This is a genomic window from Pseudomonas sp. MYb193 (genome assembly GCF_002966775.1).
Classification (GTDB): domain Bacteria; phylum Pseudomonadota; class Gammaproteobacteria; order Pseudomonadales; family Pseudomonadaceae; genus Aquipseudomonas; species Aquipseudomonas paracarnis.
On record NZ_CP023269.1, the window covers coordinates 3,248,312 to 3,262,263 of the forward strand.

A 13,952-nucleotide genomic window follows, 5' to 3' on the forward strand; every position below is an offset into this window, starting at 1 on the left:
CGGGGGGCACGGATCGATCGGCGCTCACCACGTCTGCGCCTGTGCGTTGACCGTTTACTTGGTGGTGTAGCCGCCATTGATCAAAATTGTCTGGCCAGTCACCCACCAGCCGTCACTGACCAGGTTACGGATGAACGGGACCACATCCTCAATATCTGTCAGGCCCGTGCGCGAGAACGGCGACAGCGCGGCAGCCGTCTTGTGGTAACTGACCGCATCCTCACCTTCGGCCGGGTAGAAGAACGGCGTGTCCATCGGCCCCGGCCCTACTGCTGTGACCGAAATACCCCGAACGCCCAGCTCCTTCGCCGCCGCTCGCGTAAATTGCTCTACCGGCGCCTTGCTGCCGGCATACGCGGCGTAGAAGGGCGTGAAAGCGCCCAGCAGTGAAGTGACGATAGTGCAGATCTTGCCATTGTCATTGAGGTGCTTGCCGGCTTCCTTGATAAAAAAGAACGCAGTCTTGGAATTGACGGCCATCATCTCGTCGTACTCCGCCTCCGTGATTTCAGCCATTGGCTTTTTCAGCACCTTGCCCACGGTATTGATCGCGATGTCCGGCCTGCCGACTGCCGCGACGGCATCGTTGAAGAGTTTTTCCATCGCTCCCGCCGTGGTCAAGTCTGCTTGCAAGGCCACAGCCTTCGCGCCTAGCGCCTCAATTGCGGTGACGGTTGCGTTCGCGTCAGCCTGGCTGGAAGCGCTGTTGTAGTGCACGACCACAGCCTTGGCGCCATGCTTGGCCAGATCGCGGGCGATCAACCCGCCGAGGTTCTTCGCACCACCCGCGATCAGTGCGACCTTGCCGTTGATTGAATGATTAGGCATGACAACATTCCTTTAATTGGGAGAAGTACGCCGCCATTCTAGAGTGGCCCTCGACAAAGATAAGCACACCTTGGCTGGATGCAGTGTTCAGAGATACTGGCTAATCACAAAGGCCCTATCGGTGAATGAAAAGGATGTGAGGTACGCTACACTCCGGCCTTGCACACCGGCCAAGGAAGCCCCCATGAGTACTCGTGGCAGAGACCGACAGATCGACAATATCGAATTCAACGTAAGCGACATCGCCCGCAGTAAAGCCTTCTACGGCACTGCATTCGGCTGGACGTTCGTCGACTACGGCCCCACCTACAGCGAGTTCAGCGATGGCCGGCTCACGGGTGGTTTCACCACCGGCGAGCCTGTGCGACCGGGCGGCCCCTTGGTTATCGTGTACGCAGATGACTTGGACAGTGTGCAGCAGCGGCTTCAACAGCTGGGTGCGGTGATAACCCGCCAGACATTTTCGTTTCCCGGTGGCAGCCGGTTCCACTTCACCGATCCGGATGGGTATGAGTTAGCGGTGTGGAGTGCTGCGTGATGTTGAGCGTAAACTCAACAGGGTCTGTGTCACTCAAGCGGAGTACCCAATATGGAATACGACGAAAAACTGATTGAGGAAGCCGTACTTGCCCTGCTGACCACCTTCCGCTTTGATAACGGCAACTCATGGAAAGGCCACGACTTTCAAATAATGAACCGACTCCACGAGCAAGGTTTTATCAGTAATCCGGTGAACAAAAACAAATCCATTTGGTTGACGCAAAGGCTTGGAACGGGGCAGGAAAATTGCCGATCGGTTATTTGGCGCAACCCCTGAAGCCAAGCACTCATCCAATCCTGACACCTGATGCGCTCGCGGGGCCATAAGCCCAGCCACGGAGTGTTAACCCACGCTTTATGCCTTACGACCTACCAACCCGGAGCCGCCATGGACCTCGCCACCCTCGCCCTCTTCCTCCCCGCCTGCTTCGCCCTGAACATGGCCCCCGGCCCCAATAACCTGCTATCCGTGAGCAACGCTACCCGCTATGGCTACCGCACCTCCTGCCTCGCCGGTCTCGGCCGTCTGCTGGCCTTCGCCGGCATGATCGCCCTCGCGTCCGCTGGCTTGGCGGTGGTACTGCAAACCTCGGAGTTGTTGTTCTACGGAATCAAGATTCTCGGCGCGGCGTATCTGTTTTACCTGGCATATCAGCTATGGCGCGCAGACCCGCAGCAGCAGGTGGACACCGCAACGAGGAAGGTGGGCCTGTGGGCCTTGGCGCGGCAGGAATTTCTGGTGGCGGCGGGCAACCCCAAAGCGATCCTGATCTTCACCGCCTTCCTCCCGCAATTCGTGGTGCCCGGCCAACCCATCACCGCGCAATTTGCCCTGCTGGGTGTGATGTTCCTGGCCCTGGAATGGGTCGCCATCAGCGCCTACGCCTACATGGGCCTGCATATGCGTCGCTGGTTCGCCGAGCCGAAGGGCAAGCGCCTGTTCAATCGCTGCTGTGCGGGATTGTTGTCAGCGGCGGCGGCGGTGTTGTTGACTGCGCGTAAGACATGAGGAAGGTGTGAATGCGCCTGTGAAGATGACCGTCATCGGCATAGGTATCCACCTAACTTCAGTACGACGCTGCACCTGTGGCGAGGGAGCTTGCTCCCGTGACGACCTGGCAGCCGACGCTGACATAACTGATGCCCCGCGATCCAAATGTGGGAGCTGGCTTGCCTGCGATGACGGCCTGGCAGCCGACAACGATCCAACTGATGCCCAAGTTGCGTAAATACCTAGGCTATCTCAACGGCAAACCATACCTCACCTCCACCAGCGCCACACCGCCCCTCTCAAGATGGCGCTCTGTCCCGGCCTCCTCGACGCACCCCGACCGGCGATAAAATCGAATCGCCCTTTCATTACCGGCCAAGACCCACAGCGTTAAACGCTCATAGCCTTGCGCCAACAGGTCTTGCAGGCCGGCATTCCACAAGCCCCGCCCGACGCCGGTGTGCCAATGCTCAGCGAGTACGTAGATGGCCATGACCTCACCTGCATTGGCCTGCACGGCGTCTTCGTCACGGCTGGCGCCAACGGATATCCAGCCGACAATCTGCTGGCCCACCTCGGCAACCCATACCGTCGACTCACCCGAGGCAAGCGAGCGAGCCCAATGGGCTTCGCGCCGAGCAAGCGTTACTTGCAATCCGCTCAAGAACTGGGCGGGCATCAGGTCACGGTAGGCGTCTTGCCAACTGCGGATATGCACCTGGGCAATGGCCTTTGCGTCGGTGGGTAATGCTCTGCGAATCACGGATAGGCTCCTGAAATACGGTTATTTCAGTATGCATGCCCATCGATGACAGTTGGAGGGCGCGGGTTCCGGCGTCGATGAAGAGCGCCGGGGCCCGCGTGAAGGCTTCAGCCAATGTCACCCCTTGGTCAGATCCACCAAAGGCGTCTGCCGCACCTCAGTCTCACGCCCACCCTGAATCTCGCTGACCTGCTTCAAGGCCTTTTCAACAGCCGCCTTATCCGCCAACAAGCTGTAGCTGATACGGAACTGCTTATGTTCCTTCGCCCCGATCGTAGGCACCAGGTTCAATGGCCGCTGATAACGACGGTTGTACGAAAAACTCGTCCCCGGCTCCAACCCCGTGACATAGCCCTGCCCCTGGGTATCGGTGTTCTTCCACAGCGAAAACACCGGCAGTGTCTGCGTATTGAAACCCACCGAAACCCCCAGGCTGCCGGCCTTGTTATGCAACACCGTCAAGGTATCGCCCTTGGCATCGGCATACGGCACCACGTTGTAGACCGTTTCGTCATAGTCCTTGGTCGGAGCACGGTAGGTTTGCCAGTCAGCCAGTTCGCCCTTGGCTTTGTCGTTGAACGGCGACACCTGCTTCACCGGCGCAACGAAACGCGCGCCCTGCTCCAGGAACGGCGTGCTGAAGTTACTGTGATACAGCGCCTGGTATTCCTTCGGATAATCGCCATTGTTAGTCAGCGTGTCGTTGAGGGCGAACACCACACTGCCAGGCTCGGTGACCAGTTCGGTCGCAACAGAGAAATCGACCTTCTTGAACGCCTGCTCTTTCAGCTCGCCGCGCAGGGTGATGGCGTAGGGCGGCTTTTCATCGATATGCAGGGTGACTTTATTCGCAGGAATATTAGCGGCCCGCCCGTGCAGGGTCAGCAACTCGCCGTTGTCGATGCCAGGGTGCCCGACCCATTCGTAGCCGCAACGGGTAACCAACTCATTGAAACCTTCCAACCATCCCAGACCACCGCGGCCATTGAGCTCGATGAAGGAAGGATTGACCACCTCCTTGACCGGCGAATCCCAGCCCATGCGCACATCGCCGACCGACGCCTGCAACACGTTCATTCCACGAGTCGGCACTACCGAGAGCTTCATCGTGCCGTTGTCGATATCCACGATGCTCACACCCTCCTGCCGACCGCCGTGCAGGGTGCGCAAGGTAACGCTGAAGGGCTTTTCGGTTTGGATGCCGAGCTGCTGGCTGGTGACCTGCCAGTTCTGGGCGGCTTTGTCGGTGTCGAGCAGCACGTAGTCCCAGGCCAGGGCGTGGGATGCGGCAGAGAGTGCGCTGAGGGCAACGAGGAGTTTTAGCGGGGTCATGGCAGTCGCCTTTATTGGAGTTGTTTGTGATTTATAAACTCGATGAAACGTTTCAGCAAGCTTAAAAGACGCGACAGTGTGGGGAAAGGCCATGAAGAGGGCGGAACAGATAAGGAGGTCAAGGCGAGGCGCTTGCGGGCAGGCTGGAACGAAAACGCGAGTGGGCGGTGTATGAGCTTTGGTCCATCCGTGCCGGTTACAACCTTGCGTTGACTCATTGGCTGCAAACGGCCAATAGCGGCCCCTTAGCACTGCGCAGCTTCAGCTCATTTCAAGTGGGCCGGAACTTGTAATCGACTCTTTTCTTAACCGCCGCATGTATGACAAATCGAAATAGAGATCTGAACTACCGGTCACGATATGCCGGCTGCTCCAAAGCGCGTTCTTGAAACCCAGGCTATCGGTAACGCCGTCCAAGAGGACCAGCAACTGCGGCACGCTAATGAACCAGCAGTGAAAGAAAGGCTGATCGATCGTAACTGCGCCGGGATGAAGCAGCGCCACCTGGTCACGAATTTCAGCCAGCGACTCATTAACTCCCGCAAATTTTTTTGTGAGTCTTGCGTCGCTTACCATGAAATTTGCGTTCATTGTACCTTCAAGGAACTGCTTCAATAGAGTCCGATCTTGGAAACCCCCATAATCCAATAAGGATACCGCGACCCTTTCAACCTCCCGGTCGGAAAGCCCTAAGCGCGTAATCACTCCTTCGTATTCAAGGTCAAGATGGCCATCTCGTCGCAGCCGTACCTCGTGCCACCCAGCCTGAGCTTGGGCAGCTAGAAGACTTCCCGCAAGATCCAAAATGAGGGCAGCATCAGAGCCCGCTTTCGCTCTCCGAGTGAGGGGCTTCTTCTTTATTTCGGCAAAAATAACTGCTTCAGGTGTTTCGATCACCAGATCGCACTCACCGTGCTCACCACCGGAGTCATAGTCGCCCTCGCCAATAGCGATGCCGTGAGATGCCAGTTCCGCCTTCAGAAACCTCTCGACAGCTAGTCCGACTTTATCATCAAGGCTTTTTGTCTCAGGCCTTAATGCTGTCAGCAGCGCCTCTATGCAGGCCGGAGCACAAACTGAGCAGTCAAGCAGAATGAACCTCCGGCCAGACGAACGAAGCAGTGGACGTAGAAAAAAATCATGACCTGTTTGGGGGGATCCGGGGGCAGGCGCGTCTGCAGGATTGGAGAAGTTACGATTAGCGCCGCTAGTCGGATGACTCAGCACCTCGTCCAAAACTTTCGCAACAATTTCGCGTGGCACTGCTGGACAAGCGCGCCGGACATCAGCTTCGTCTACAAAAATTGGACCTCTTACATTGCAGGACGAACTGAGCAGGTAGGAGGTGATTTCCAATGCCTGTTCAATCGACCAGCCCGAATTTGTTGGCGCCTCGGGATCCATCCAATCCAACATACCTCGAGCGAGCTTAACTACGTCCGTCGGCCTCATCTGCGGGATGCAAAATAAGGTGTCGTAAACGGCTATTTCTTTCAGGAGTGGCAGTAGTGCGAAGGCATCCATCGAGCCGAAAAATTTTGGTGTGTAAGGTTGTACATCGATAACTGCACCGAACGCCTGCGCCATACTACAGAGCTTATGCCACTGGAAGTCGGTATCAATGTAGGGCTTGCTGCCTTGGGCATGCTTGGCCGCCAGTTGGATCAAATATCCCCAAGGTATCTGTGGCGTCCCATCGTCAGTCATCGATACTCGCCGAACGACGTGATAGCGCTGCTGCTCTGGATCGAACAGGGGAGAAATTTCTTTGAAAATCCGCCGGGCCACATTCACCCCACCCATCTTTGCGATTATGTCTTCGATGGTGGCAACTACTGCTCTCTCGGCTGTCTCCTCAAGACTTAATCTCCCAGGTTCCAAATGAATCGCGAATCCATTGTCACTTAAGGCTCGCGCCGCTTTGGCAACCTTAAAGTCCCGGGAATAGAGCCTCTCTGGATCCCTGTCACCCCAGCTCCGGAAATGGGTATGGTCGTAAGCTGCTCGTATTGCTTGAGACCAATCGCCCTCGATCGACGACCCAGCGTTATCTCCGATACGTATTGCATCCGCAAGGTGATCGATAACATCGAGGTATGGCTCGAGCTTGGTGCCTAGAAGCACATGCTCCCTAATGAGATCCGTGCGTAACGATCTACAGATCTGCCAGATAGCGGCATGGCCAGAAGTGAAAGCATCTCGAATCCGCGAATACAGCGCATCCGAAACCACACTGCTTGCGAATGAGGATTCCATCTGGAGGCCAATATAATCGTATAATCGGTGAGGTTCATCATCGCAGGAAGCAATTCCAGGATCAGACGAGTCCACTACTTGTCGAAAGGTTTGTAGATCCATTTTGTCTACCTTCTAAGCATCCCAAAATTGATGCTGAGAGCAATTCAAAGCTCGATATCCTACTCCTTTGCTTACGAGAAAATTCTAGACGCAACGCTAAATCGCAAGAACTCTCCATTCGCGAAATGTCCGCTGCGGATTGTTAGCAGACTTTAACCAGCGTCTGCATTTTCCCGTAAGCGAACAGTCGGGATCGGCAGCTAACGGCCAATAGCCGCCATTCACGAAAGGCCTCCGACCCAATGAGTTACGGCTCTTTGCTTGGGGCAGAACGCACCGTTATCTCACCGTAGTCATGAACTGATGTAGATACTTCGTAGCGTTTTCCATGCAGCGCTGTCAGATAGAAAGCTTTTAACGATTGGCTTTGGGTCGGCTCAAAATCTTCGCGTATAGGGTAGCCTTTTGGGTTGCGTTTACGCTTTATCCACAGAGAAAAGAAATAGAATCCCGAGATCACTGGTATGAATATGCCTAGGTATAGCATCGCTGATAGAGTTTTTGGTAGTTTATCTGGCTGAAGAAAAACTTCTGCCAATGTGTAGTCCTCATATATCCACCACAATGCAAAAAAAAGGCAGAACGGGCTGCTGACGATCATCGCAAACACAATAAAAGCAGTTAGTCTTTCATAAATAGTAGCTCTGGAATCATCAGTGGTTAGAGCGAAATCTGAATGCTGCCCGAACACACGGCCAGTCCCTTTTATTACCGCTCTGGGATTGCCAGCCGTATAAAACCCGATTTGTACCCATTCGTCTTGGTTCAAACAGTCAAAACCAACTTTATATCTATTCTGATCTACTGAACTGATGGAAAAATCCATCGCCTGATGAGGTTTAGTCACATGGGGTGGCCCAATAACTTTGATATCCTCACCCAGGTCAATCGTAATAGGTGCACTGGGAGAGATTTCGTCGCCTCGCACGGCTTCTCTACCTCTATTCCACACTCGTACAACAATAAAATAAACGTTGTCCAGCGGCTCGCCAACGAGATCAACAATCCGAAAAGGACAATATTCGGTGGCTTCTGCAACGATCTGTCGCCCTAGGACTTCCAATACTAAGTCTTTCTTTTTCTCGGTTTGTTTGGCAGCGATAAGACTGAGCAAATATCCAAGGACTCCCCCTAGCCCCAACAAAATCAGGTCCTTCATATCTAGACGGGTTATTGATTCTAAGATTGCTTGCATTTTTATCCTAAAAATATCGCATTTGAAATGGTGAATCTTGATTATCGCCGCGATGATGCACCTTCATATCAAGCAGAGTCTGTGTTCGGATCATAGAATCGCTATCAAATCTGTAGACACATTGAATGATTGCTCCTGGCCGAAAGATGTCATTGACGTCCAGCCACTTTCGGCCGGAACCTGCTATTAAGTTTGTCTGCACCAATAAAGCATGGTAATTTTACGTGCATTACTCATCGAGCTTTATGCGCCCAGCGATTGTCTCAACTAGAGCTTTTGCCGTCACAGGCTTATCACGCACCCTTCTCCAAATACTTGCAGCTGTGAAAAACCCAGCAATACCAGCTGCAGATATAAATATCGTCTTCCAAGTATTCGCAGCAAAGACAAAGTCATTAAAGCTGCTTGCGGTCAATGAAGCCATTAGGCTTAGGAGTATGCCTAAATAAGTCACCCAGTCCCTCGATCTGGTTAGTCCTTGATGATAGTCTTTTATTATTCGATATAGCTTGTCCTCGGTAATATTTATAACATGAGTATCCGTGTTTTGGGATATTCCAGTATAGTTGATTCCGTTCGACTCAGGAATAATAACCCTTGGAGCAGTAACGTCACCTGCCTGATCGCTTTCCATATTCTTGCCCCCCTAAATACTTTCACGCCACCAAAGTTGTAAGGTCAAGTGATTGGTCCCTGCAATGCTTGTGTTGACCATTAGCATCTCCACCACGCCTGAGTTATTAACTTTGGCAAGTTCGTAAGGGGTATTTAATGCCGTCCCCAAAGAATTACTCCAGTTAATCAGCGTCATCAAAGAGCGGCCATTCTCTGGGGTAAAGGTGACGTTTTGTGTACCTGTGCCCTGTTGAAACACAATGGTCAAAGGAAGCGTAGTTAAAGACCCTCCATATTCTGGTCCTAACTCAATATCTATCTCACATTTCATAGAAACAGGAATGATGAGGTTAAATGTCGAAATCAACCGTTTACCATTTAATCGAATTTTTTGAGTCATGATACTATTCTCAGATCATTAAGTCGGTAGTTAAGGGTTATGTCAGCAAAGCGAATCTCGCCGGGTCGACTGCATCGACTGGCATGAAGCCACCGCCTTTTTTGAAACTCATGTTATGGACAAAATTTTTCATGGCATCTGATGGGTCGATAGCTTCGAGATTTAGAGAGCCTAAAGTTAAACGCGAGAATGCAACACTCAAAATCGGTAGTTCCTCCAAATGACCAGTTGAACCGTTAAGGACCTTATCATTTGCGGTGACGATCACAATTTCATCGGGCAATATTGCTAGGAGTTCGAGTCCGACTCGTAATGCACAGCTGCACACATAGTCTTGATGCAAATCATTAAAACGTCCGACTGGCATTGCCTTGGTCGACAGCTTTCCACTTTTCAGCAGAGATTTTATTTCTTTCGGAATGACGCTGGCCCCATGAACGGATAACCGACATTCGACTGTACCGCTTTCATGAACAACCAACTGAATGGCTGATCCTAAGTGCGCAATCTCTGCGAAAGGCTCCAATGCCTCGATCGCATCCAGTTTGGCCTGGCGATCACCATTGAGAATACGCTCAGCCAAATCCTTTTCCTGCGCCCACTCAGAATGGTTTATTTCCCATTCTCTGAATTCTGCCAGGGAGCGGTCTGAATCCATCACTTTGGCGGCCTCAACCTTGGACATTAGAGCTGCCCGCTGACGCGTTTCCAGCTTTAGCAAGCGGCCCCAGAAGTTTGGGCTATAGCGTGCATACTTTTCAAAAGCAGCTTTTTCTAGCAAGTCGCTTAACTGCGGCGCTGTAGGCTCAGGCTTGGACCGCATCCGTCTCCAGTTAACCTCCTCACCACACTCTTTGTGCATGGATAGAAGGACTTCTAGATAGTTTTCGTACACGTCGACTTCGTGCGCGGCTTGTTCAAGCGCTTCCATTCGAGCGTACTCCTTGCTTTGCCGCTCGAGATCACGCTGCCGACGATGAGCGTTGCGCTCTGATCTTCTTGCTGACGCTTGCAGCGACCGTACTGTTCCCTTCCAACCCATGACCACCCTCCTTAGCCAATTCATAGTGATGGCACATTAGCACACGCAAAGACTGCTACATCATCGCTTTACGGACTCACACTGTTTTCATTAATACCCCAGAGCCGATTTGTAGCGGAAATGCCAGAGAGACCCTTGTAATGAAGGACAGCTATTGGCCGAACGCGGTCACTGCTCTCGTCCTCTAAAACTTAGTAAAAGTCATAGTAAAGCGCCCATTCGCCGGTTTCGATGTGCTTCCAGAACATCAGGCTGCCGCTGTCGATCACATTCAGGCCGATTTTTGCGTCTGAAGAAATTTGAAAGACAAACTCAAAACCTTCACCTGGATCCACTCCCGCCTGACAGAACGACGGGTAGCCGCCGATCTTGTGTTCGTAGGTGTGGGTGATCAGGTCGTAATAGCTCTGTATCTCGCCCGCACGTTCCAGTTTGAGTATTGCTTGTTCAACATCCGCCGGCACGCCACCGCCATCCCACAGAGGAAAGTCCTCCGGCACTGCCTGGGCTTTTAGCGGGAAGGCTTTGAGAAATGAATCATCTACCGGCAGCGCTTTACGCACCAACACATCCTGCGGCCCATATTCGCGGATTACCCAGTTATTGCCCATGGGCTCAAAATGCTCAGGAAACGGGTTTGAAATAAATACCGTCAGAACACGAACCCCTTTCAGTCGAGGGCTGGTGAAGGGAAGGGCGGGCAGGTAAAACTGTGCATAGGGGAGCAGCTGTTGCCCTGCCTGATTGGTGGGCACGCCTTCGTCGAGACGGAACAGGAAGACATTACCAAGCCAGCTTTCTTCGTCGGTGCCAAGAGGACGAAAGCCGCCGGCACTGAATTTTATAGCGGGGCGTGCCAGATGTTGTCGGATTTCCGAAATATTCATGGAAAGGGGGGCCCTTTTTGTTAGCAGTGTCCGATTTTGGCCGAAATCCGCCGGTCAGCCCCCTCCTCCCCAAAAATCCCTCCTCTCAACCCCCACACCTCTCCACCAAAAAATCCACAAACGCTCTAACCCGCGCCGGCATCGCCCCTCCCCCCACAAACACTGCATGAATCGGCTCCACATCCCCAGGATTAAATTCCTCCAACAACACCACCAACTCCCCCCGCCTCACCTCCTCCACCACACTAAACGCCCCAATCCTCGCCACCCCCGCCCCCAGCTTCGCCAACTGCGCCAATGCCTCACCGCTATTCCCTTCAATCGTCCCCGCCACTTTCAGCGAAAACTCCCGCCCCTCCACCCGAAACGGCCAATCCGGTGCCGCTCTGCGGAAGTTGAAGCGCAGGCAGTTGTGTTGCAGTAAATCCTGCGGCGTCACGGGGGTGCCATGCCGTACCAGGTACTCCGGTGAAGCAACGATAACCTGCCCGGTAGAGCCGATAAGGCGAGCAGTCAGGGGGCTGTCGGCGAGGGGGCCGAAACGGATGGCAACGTCGGCTTGGCCGCCGAGGATGTCCACGACTTCGTCGCCGAGCATCAGGTCGACGACGATGGCGGGATAGCGGGCGCTGAAGGCGGCGATCAGGGGGACGATGGTCATGCGGCCATGGGCCAGTGCTGCGCTGACGCGCAGGCGTCCGCGGGGCGCGCCCTGGTCGGTGATGGCGTCTTCGACTTCGGCCATGTCGGCGAGGATGCGTCGGGCGCCGCGCAGGTAGGCTTCGCCTTCGGCGGTGAAGGTGATGGCGCGGGTGGTGCGCAGTAGCAGACGGGTGCCGATGCGCTGTTCGGTGCGGGTAATGATGCGGCTGATGGCCGATGGGGTCAGCCCCAAGGCCCTGGCCGCGCCCGACAGGCTGCCGTGCTCGGCGACCATAGTGAAGACTTCCATCTCTCCCGAACGCCCGCCGATGTCCATTTGTGCCTCCTGCGCAAAGCTGAAGTTCCCAACCAAGGGCTACTGCTGCAAAAGGCAGGATTGTAGCATTTGGCTCACAGATGAGGAGTCACCCATGCGTATCAATCCACCCCTTGTAGCATTGTCCGTCGGTGCCTTTGGCATCGGGGTCACAGAGTTTGCCCCTATGGGCATGTTGCCCGGTATCGCCGCTGATCTTGATGTTTCCATTCCCGCTGCAGGGCTGTTGGTAAGCGCCTACGCCATGGGCGTGTTGATCGGCGCGCCGATCATGACCCTGGCGACGGCCAGGGTGCCCCGCCGTTATCTGCTGATCGGGCTGATGGCGATTTTTACCCTGGGTAACTTGCTGTCGGCGCTGGCCAGCAACTACCAGACATTGATGATCGCCAGGCTGGTGACGTCGCTCAATCACGGAGCGTTCTTTGGGATTGGCTCGATCGTGGCCGCAAGCCTGGTGGCGCCCGAGAAGCGCGCGGGGGCAGTGGCGGCGATGTTCATGGGGCTGACCCTCGCAACCATTGGCGGCGTGCCTCTGGCGACCTGGTTTGGTGAGCACTTTGGTTGGCGTACCGCGTTCTGGGGCATCAGTGGACTTGGCGCGGTGGTCATGGCGGCGCTGTGGTGGGCCTTGCCCAATACTCCCGCGCCCAAGGGTGGCGGGCTGATGGCGGAAATCCGTGTGCTGGGGCGCGGGCCTGTGCTGGCGGCGTTGGCGCTGACAGTAGTGGGCTCGAGTGCGATGTTTACGGTATTTACCTACATCGCGCCGATTCTGCGGGACGTCACCCACGCTTCGACCAACTTTGTCACAGGGATGCTGGTGCTGTTCGGAATCGGGCTCACCCTGGGCAATGTGTGGGGTGGCAAGTCAGCGGACCGCTCAGTGGACCGCACCTTGATCATCTCGCTGGTAGTGTTGATTGCCGTGCTGCTTGCCTTCTCGGTGCTCATGCAATGGCCGTTGCCCGCGGCGTTGTCGATCCTGCTGTGGGGCGCTGCCAGCTTTGCCCTGGTGCCGCCGCTGCAGATGCGGGTGATGGAGGCCGCCAAAGACGCGCCTAACCTGGCTTCGGCGATGAACATCGGTGCGTTCAATTTTGGGAATGCGATTGGTGCGGCGTTGGGGGGCGCAGTGATCAACGCTGGGCTCGGCTACCCGGCCATTTCCCTGGCAGGCGCACTGATGGCGGGCCTGGGCTTGCTGATGGTATTGGGGCTGAGCTGGCGTTCGCGGCGGGCCGACTCACGCGCTGGCCGGGAGGCGGTGCAAGCCTGAGTAGCGTTGCAGGTTGTTCGTCTAGACTTCATGCACCTTTCAACCCGAGGAGCCTTGCGATGAACAACAAAAATACGATCTGCCTCTGGTACAACGGCGATGCTCTGGAGGCAGCGACCTTCTACGCCAACACCTTCCCCGACAGCGAAGTAAAGGCCGTACACCGTGCGCCTGGCGACTACCCATCCGGAAAGCAGGGCGATGAGTTGACCGTGGAATTCACCGTGCTGGGTATCCCCTGCGTGGGCCTCAATGGCGGCCCCCTGTTCAAGCACAGTGAAGCGTTTTCCTTTCAGGTGTCTACCGAGGATCAGGAGGAAACCGACCGTTTGTGGCATGCCCTCATCGACAACGGTGGGCAGGCAAGCGCTTGCGGTTGGTGCAAGGACAAGTGGGGGCTGTCGTGGCAGATCTCGCCGCGGGTGTTGGTCGATGCAGTTACCAGTAAAGATCCTGCCGTCGCCAAGCGTGCATTTGAAGCGATGATGACCATGACCAAAATCGACATCGCTGCCATCGAAGCCGCCATTGCCGGAAACTGAACGGTGGGAGCGCTCGAGCCTTAGCGAGGCCGCGATGGTGGTGGGTCAGGCAGCACAAATGCCAACAGCACCACCGCCATCGCAGCATAGGTATCTACACAACTTTGTGGGTTGTAACAGCAGACGGTAACCACGATGCGAAGCGAGTCGCTCTTGATCTTGCTCTTGATCTTAGGCGCCCCGTTAAACCACGCTGGCCGA

At 54.9% G+C, this 13,952-nt stretch carries 15 protein-coding genes; 5 read left to right on the top strand and 10 right to left on the bottom strand.

Annotation, left to right across the window (positions count from 1 at the left end; genetic code table 11):
- Positions 1–54: 54 nt before the first annotated feature.
- Positions 55–828: an SDR family oxidoreductase gene (locus tag CLM72_RS14800; protein ID WP_105226955.1), complete on the bottom strand. Its 774-nt coding sequence runs from the start codon at positions 826–828 to the stop codon at positions 55–57.
- Positions 829–1,012: 184 nt separating this feature from the next.
- Here CLM72_RS14800 and CLM72_RS14805 point away from each other — a divergent pair, with 184 nt between their 5' ends.
- The 3 genes from CLM72_RS14805 (at position 1,013) to CLM72_RS14815 (ending at position 2,377) form a co-directional block, all read left to right on the top strand.
- Positions 1,013–1,366 (top strand): VOC family protein, encoded by a 354-nt coding sequence (locus CLM72_RS14805; protein WP_105226956.1) that lies wholly within the window; start codon positions 1,013–1,015, stop codon positions 1,364–1,366.
- Positions 1,367–1,417: 51 nt separating this feature from the next.
- Complete coding sequence (locus CLM72_RS14810; protein WP_168220175.1) at positions 1,418–1,645, top strand: DUF6429 family protein; 228 nt, start codon at positions 1,418–1,420, stop codon at positions 1,643–1,645.
- A 111-nt stretch (positions 1,646–1,756) separates the two neighbouring features.
- Positions 1,757–2,377: a LysE family translocator gene (locus CLM72_RS14815; RefSeq protein WP_105226957.1), complete on the top strand. Its 621-nt coding sequence runs from the start codon at positions 1,757–1,759 to the stop codon at positions 2,375–2,377.
- Between the two features lie 229 nt (positions 2,378–2,606).
- Here CLM72_RS14815 and CLM72_RS14820 read toward each other — a convergent pair whose 3' ends face one another.
- The 9 genes from CLM72_RS14820 to CLM72_RS14855 all read right to left on the bottom strand — a co-directional run bounded on the left by CLM72_RS14820 (position 2,607) and on the right by CLM72_RS14855 (position 11,930).
- Complete coding sequence (locus CLM72_RS14820; RefSeq protein WP_105226958.1) at positions 2,607–3,122, bottom strand: GNAT family N-acetyltransferase; 516 nt, start codon at positions 3,120–3,122, stop codon at positions 2,607–2,609.
- A gap of 117 nt (positions 3,123–3,239) precedes the next feature.
- Entirely contained in the window at positions 3,240–4,454 is a 1,215-nt protein-coding gene (locus CLM72_RS14825) for an aldose 1-epimerase family protein (protein WP_105226959.1), read from the bottom strand.
- A 261-nt stretch (positions 4,455–4,715) separates the two neighbouring features.
- Positions 4,716–6,812 carry a hypothetical protein gene (locus CLM72_RS14830; RefSeq protein WP_105226960.1) on the bottom strand — a complete coding sequence of 699 codons (2,097 nt, stop codon included), beginning with the start codon at positions 6,810–6,812 and terminating at the stop codon, positions 4,716–4,718.
- Between the two features lie 247 nt (positions 6,813–7,059).
- Positions 7,060–8,007, bottom strand: a complete 948-nt coding sequence (locus CLM72_RS14835) for a hypothetical protein (RefSeq protein ID WP_105226961.1) — start codon at positions 8,005–8,007, stop codon at positions 7,060–7,062.
- Between the two features lie 229 nt (positions 8,008–8,236).
- The gene (locus tag CLM72_RS14840) at positions 8,237–8,641 is read right to left on the bottom strand and encodes a hypothetical protein (protein WP_105226962.1); all 405 of its coding nucleotides are present in this window, start codon (positions 8,639–8,641) and stop codon (positions 8,237–8,239) included.
- Positions 8,642–8,653: 12 nt separating this feature from the next.
- Positions 8,654–9,022: a hypothetical protein gene (locus tag CLM72_RS28775; RefSeq protein ID WP_146120482.1), complete on the bottom strand. Its 369-nt coding sequence runs from the start codon at positions 9,020–9,022 to the stop codon at positions 8,654–8,656.
- 37 nt (positions 9,023–9,059) lie between these two features.
- Complete coding sequence (locus CLM72_RS14845) at positions 9,060–9,953, bottom strand: hypothetical protein (RefSeq protein WP_256595201.1); 894 nt, start codon at positions 9,951–9,953, stop codon at positions 9,060–9,062.
- 302 nt (positions 9,954–10,255) lie between these two features.
- The gene (locus CLM72_RS14850; protein ID WP_105226964.1) at positions 10,256–10,951 is read right to left on the bottom strand and encodes a DUF1963 domain-containing protein; all 696 of its coding nucleotides are present in this window, start codon (positions 10,949–10,951) and stop codon (positions 10,256–10,258) included.
- A gap of 85 nt (positions 10,952–11,036) precedes the next feature.
- The gene (locus tag CLM72_RS14855) at positions 11,037–11,930 is read right to left on the bottom strand and encodes a LysR family transcriptional regulator (RefSeq protein WP_105226965.1); all 894 of its coding nucleotides are present in this window, start codon (positions 11,928–11,930) and stop codon (positions 11,037–11,039) included.
- Positions 11,931–12,024: 94 nt separating this feature from the next.
- Between CLM72_RS14855 and CLM72_RS14860 the strand changes: the two genes are divergently transcribed.
- A complete protein-coding gene (locus tag CLM72_RS14860; RefSeq protein WP_105226966.1) occupies positions 12,025–13,209 on the top strand; it encodes an MFS transporter in 1,185 nt (394 codons plus the stop codon).
- A 59-nt stretch (positions 13,210–13,268) separates the two neighbouring features.
- Positions 13,269–13,751: a VOC family protein gene (locus CLM72_RS14865; RefSeq protein WP_105226967.1), complete on the top strand. Its 483-nt coding sequence runs from the start codon at positions 13,269–13,271 to the stop codon at positions 13,749–13,751.
- The last annotated feature ends 201 nt before the right edge of the window (positions 13,752–13,952 follow it).

Coding starts and splice junctions, on each gene's coding strand:
- CLM72_RS14800 (WP_105226955.1), bottom strand. CDS start 828: ATGCCTAATCATTCAATCAACGGCAAGGTCGCACTGATCGCGGGTGGT.
- CLM72_RS14805 (WP_105226956.1), top strand. CDS start 1,013: ATGAGTACTCGTGGCAGAGACCGACAGATCGACAATATCGAATTCAAC.
- CLM72_RS14810 (WP_168220175.1), top strand. CDS start 1,418: ATGGAATACGACGAAAAACTGATTGAGGAAGCCGTACTTGCCCTGCTG.
- CLM72_RS14815 (WP_105226957.1), top strand. CDS start 1,757: ATGGACCTCGCCACCCTCGCCCTCTTCCTCCCCGCCTGCTTCGCCCTG.
- CLM72_RS14825 (WP_105226959.1), bottom strand. CDS start 4,454: ATGACCCCGCTAAAACTCCTCGTTGCCCTCAGCGCACTCTCTGCCGCA.
- CLM72_RS14830 (WP_105226960.1), bottom strand. CDS start 6,812: ATGGATCTACAAACCTTTCGACAAGTAGTGGACTCGTCTGATCCTGGA.
- CLM72_RS14835 (WP_105226961.1), bottom strand. CDS start 8,007: ATGCAAGCAATCTTAGAATCAATAACCCGTCTAGATATGAAGGACCTG.
- CLM72_RS14840 (WP_105226962.1), bottom strand. CDS start 8,641: ATGGAAAGCGATCAGGCAGGTGACGTTACTGCTCCAAGGGTTATTATT.
- CLM72_RS28775 (WP_146120482.1), bottom strand. CDS start 9,022: ATGACTCAAAAAATTCGATTAAATGGTAAACGGTTGATTTCGACATTT.
- CLM72_RS14845 (WP_256595201.1), bottom strand. CDS start 9,953: ATGGAAGCGCTTGAACAAGCCGCGCACGAAGTCGACGTGTACGAAAAC.
- CLM72_RS14850 (WP_105226964.1), bottom strand. CDS start 10,951: ATGAATATTTCGGAAATCCGACAACATCTGGCACGCCCCGCTATAAAA.
- CLM72_RS14855 (WP_105226965.1), bottom strand. CDS start 11,930: ATGGACATCGGCGGGCGTTCGGGAGAGATGGAAGTCTTCACTATGGTC.
- CLM72_RS14860 (WP_105226966.1), top strand. CDS start 12,025: ATGCGTATCAATCCACCCCTTGTAGCATTGTCCGTCGGTGCCTTTGGC.
- CLM72_RS14865 (WP_105226967.1), top strand. CDS start 13,269: ATGAACAACAAAAATACGATCTGCCTCTGGTACAACGGCGATGCTCTG.